Annotated in this window: 6 protein-coding genes; 4 read left to right on the forward strand and 2 right to left on the reverse strand. The window is 26.4% G+C overall.

Features of this window, described 5'->3' with window-relative positions; all coding sequences use genetic code 11:
* Positions 1 to 163: 163 nt before the first annotated feature.
* From GBZ86_RS14610 to rplT, 4 genes are all read left to right on the forward strand, one after another.
* Positions 164 to 832, forward strand: coding sequence for a nitrite/sulfite reductase domain-containing protein (locus GBZ86_RS14610; protein ID WP_152891861.1), 669 nt, complete (start codon positions 164 to 166; stop codon positions 830 to 832).
* Positions 833 to 1,034: 202 nt separating this feature from the next.
* Positions 1,035 to 1,556 (forward strand): translation initiation factor IF-3, encoded by a 522-nt coding sequence (gene infC / locus GBZ86_RS14615; protein ID WP_327445280.1) that lies wholly within the window; start codon positions 1,035 to 1,037, stop codon positions 1,554 to 1,556.
* 20 nt (positions 1,557 to 1,576) lie between these two features.
* Positions 1,577 to 1,774: a 50S ribosomal protein L35 gene (gene rpmI, locus GBZ86_RS14620; protein ID WP_152891863.1), complete on the forward strand. Its 198-nt coding sequence runs from the start codon at positions 1,577 to 1,579 to the stop codon at positions 1,772 to 1,774.
* Between the two features lie 19 nt (positions 1,775 to 1,793).
* Entirely contained in the window at positions 1,794 to 2,153 is a 360-nt protein-coding gene (rplT, locus tag GBZ86_RS14625) for a 50S ribosomal protein L20 (protein ID WP_152891864.1), read from the forward strand.
* Between the two features lie 103 nt (positions 2,154 to 2,256).
* On the opposite strand, the gene GBZ86_RS14630 is transcribed toward rplT, so the two are convergent.
* Both GBZ86_RS14630 and GBZ86_RS18470 read right to left on the reverse strand, forming a co-directional pair.
* On the reverse strand, positions 2,257 to 2,523 hold the full coding sequence (locus GBZ86_RS14630; protein ID WP_170272277.1) for a DUF2812 domain-containing protein: 267 nt from the start codon (positions 2,521 to 2,523) through the stop codon (positions 2,257 to 2,259).
* A complete protein-coding gene (locus GBZ86_RS18470) occupies positions 2,516 to 2,650 on the reverse strand; it encodes a hypothetical protein (RefSeq protein WP_268817445.1) in 135 nt (44 codons plus the stop codon). The genes GBZ86_RS14630 and GBZ86_RS18470 overlap by 8 nt, the downstream gene beginning before the upstream one ends.
* Between the last annotated feature and the right edge of the window lie 200 nt (positions 2,651 to 2,850).

The raw sequence follows: 2,850 nt of genomic DNA on the forward strand, positions 1-2,850 counted from the left end.
CATTTATATGTATAAATATTTTAGTTTATATCATTTTATTTTTTATTTAATGTAACATTAGTTATATGATTTTTACTGTTATATAGTATAATATTAATTTATAATAATACCCAATATGGATAGAATAAGGTATAGTTAATAATAAAATAGTAAGGAGGTAAAAATGAATCTTTATGGAAATTTACAAAAAATTAGAAATGGTGAAAGAACTTATGGAATTACGCCTCATATACCAGGAGGTTTTATAACACCAGATAATTTAATAAAGATAGGAGAGGTTGCTAAAAAATATAAAGCTATACTTAAATTAACTTCCGGGCAAAGAATATTAATTACAGGATTAAAAGAAGAGGATTTAAGCACTATATGGAATGATTTGGGTATGGAGCCAGCAGTTAAAAATCAACTATCAGTAAAGAATGTGGAAATATGTCCAGCTAATTTTTGTAAGCGTTCTAAATATCCAATTATAGGCATTGGAATGAAAATAAGTAATAATTTTCATGGAATGCTTTTGCCAAATAGAACAAAAATAGGAGTATCAGGTTGTAGAAATGCATGTACAAGTATTTACTCTAAGGATATAGGTGTGTTAGTTGATTATAATAGTAAATTTTTTATAACAGTTGGAGGAAGTGCAGGACATAATCCTAGACAAGCTAATATATTAGTAAAAGAATTAGATGAAAGAAAAGCTTATGAAGTAGTAAAGAATATATTAAATTATTATAATGAGTATGGAGAAATGGGAGAGAAGCTTGGAGAATTTATTGATAGAATAGGTATTGAAACTTTTAGAACTAATATTTTAAATAAAAGTAAAACATCATAGAAGATAAAAATTTGACATTATAAATTCAAAATGTTATAATAAACTAGCAAAGTAGAGAATTAGTTTCTCACCTTACAGATTTTAAATATTAGTAGGGTTATTTTATTTGAATATCGCTGAAATATAAAACAGTAAGTGTATGATAATATGGATGGCTTATGCCATCCATTTTTTAAATTTACATATAATTTTATTTAGGGAGGTGAAAGTTATTAGTAAAAAATTTATTTGTAATGAATATATAAAAGAAAAAGAAATTAGACTTATTAATTCTGATGGAAGTCAGTTAGGAGTTATAAGTACTAGAGAAGCTCAAAACATGGCAGATGAAAAAGAGTTAGATTTAGTAATGATTTCTCCAACTGCTAATCCACCAGTGTGTAAAATAATGGATTTAGGAAAATTCATTTATGAACAATCTAAAAAAGAAAAAGAATCAAAGAAAAATCAAAAAGTTACAGTTATTAAAGAGATTAGATGCAGTCTTACTATTGAAGAAAATGATATATTAATAAAAGCAAAAAATGCTAGGAAATTCTTATTAGCTGGAGATAAAGTTAAGATTACAGTTAGATTTAAAGGTAGAGAAGCACAATTAGGAGAGATGGGTAAAAAAATACTTGAAAAATTTGTTTCAATACTTGAAGATGTTTGCGTAGTTGAAAAGGGAGCTAAACAAGAGGGCAGAAATATGTCGCTAATGGTAAGTCCTAAAAAAGCATAACTGGAGAGGAGAGGCTTATTATGCCAAAAATGAAAACGCACAGAGGTGCAGCAAAAAGATTTAAAAAAACAGGTTCAGGTAAATTAAAAAGATCTAAGGCTTTCAAAAGTCATATATTAACTAAGAAAAGTTCTAAGAGAAAAAGAAACTTAAGAAAAGCTGCTTATGTTTCAACAACTCAAGAAAAAGCAATGAAGAAATTATTACCATACATATAACACTAGGAGGAATTGAAACATGGCAAGAGTTAAAAGAGCGGTTAACAGCCGTAAGAATCATAAGAAAGTATTAAAGCTTGCAAAAGGATATTACGGTGGAAAAAGTAAGTTATTTAGAACTGCTAATGAATCAGTAATAAGAGCGTTAAGAAATGCTTATGTAGGTAGAAGATTAAAGAAGAGAGATTACAGAAGACTTTGGATAGCAAGAATAAATGCGGCTACAAGAATGAATGGTCTTTCATATTCAAGATTTATGAACGGATTAAAATTAGCTGGAATAGAGATAAACAGAAAAATGTTATCTGAAATGGCTATAAATGATGCTCAAGGTTTTGCTAATTTAGTAGAAACTGCTAAAGCTCAAATAAACAAATAATTAAAAGTATAAGGACGAAATTTAATTTCGTCCTTATACTTTTTTATGACTTTATGATTTATAATTATGTGAATTTACAATAATATTGTATCCTTTTTTATAGTTAAATATTCGAATTAACAGATTTTTTAACTCTTAAATAATTAATCCATCCTTCTTTTTTTAAGGAAGGAGAGCATTGAGAAATCTTTATTGAATTGTGGTAAATTCTATATGTTAAGGGGTTACAATTATTTTTTTCAAAAGTAAACTTTCCTAATTTAAAATTAACCTTTTTTAATTCATAATTTTTAGTATTCATTTTTTCTAACCATTTTTCTGTTTTTAATATGTTTAAGTTCCAAAATGGTTTAATTATATTTTTAATCATGAAAATCATTCTCAAATTCTACTGCATTAAGGTATAGCTCTTTAATTCTTTGGATTTCAAGTAAAATTAAATTTTTACCTAAATCAGTAATTTCATAAACAGTACGTCTTTCCTCATCTGAATACACAGAAATGATTCCCTTTTTTTACATTTTTGTTAGAGTTCCATAAACTGTTCCAGAACTTAATTTAATTCTACCTTTAGTTTAAATATCTACATCTTGAATAATACCATAACCATGTTTTGATTCATTTAAAGAAAGTAGTATATATTTCCTTATAACAAAGGTTAGAGAGCTTAACAAATTATCTAACCATTGTGTTTTAT

It is taken from the genome of Clostridium tarantellae, assembly GCF_009295725.1.
GTDB classification, from domain to species: Bacteria; Bacillota; Clostridia; order Clostridiales; family Clostridiaceae; genus Sarcina; species Sarcina tarantellae.

Bases quoted from the DNA above. Each gene is read 5' to 3' on its own strand.
- GBZ86_RS14630 (WP_170272277.1), bottom strand. From the start codon at position 2,523: ATGATTAAAAATATAATTAAACCATTTTGGAACTTAAACATATTAAAA.
- rpmI (WP_152891863.1), top strand. From the start codon at position 1,577: ATGCCAAAAATGAAAACGCACAGAGGTGCAGCAAAAAGATTTAAAAAA.
- GBZ86_RS14610 (WP_152891861.1), top strand. From the start codon at position 164: ATGAATCTTTATGGAAATTTACAAAAAATTAGAAATGGTGAAAGAACT.
- rplT (WP_152891864.1), top strand. From the start codon at position 1,794: ATGGCAAGAGTTAAAAGAGCGGTTAACAGCCGTAAGAATCATAAGAAA.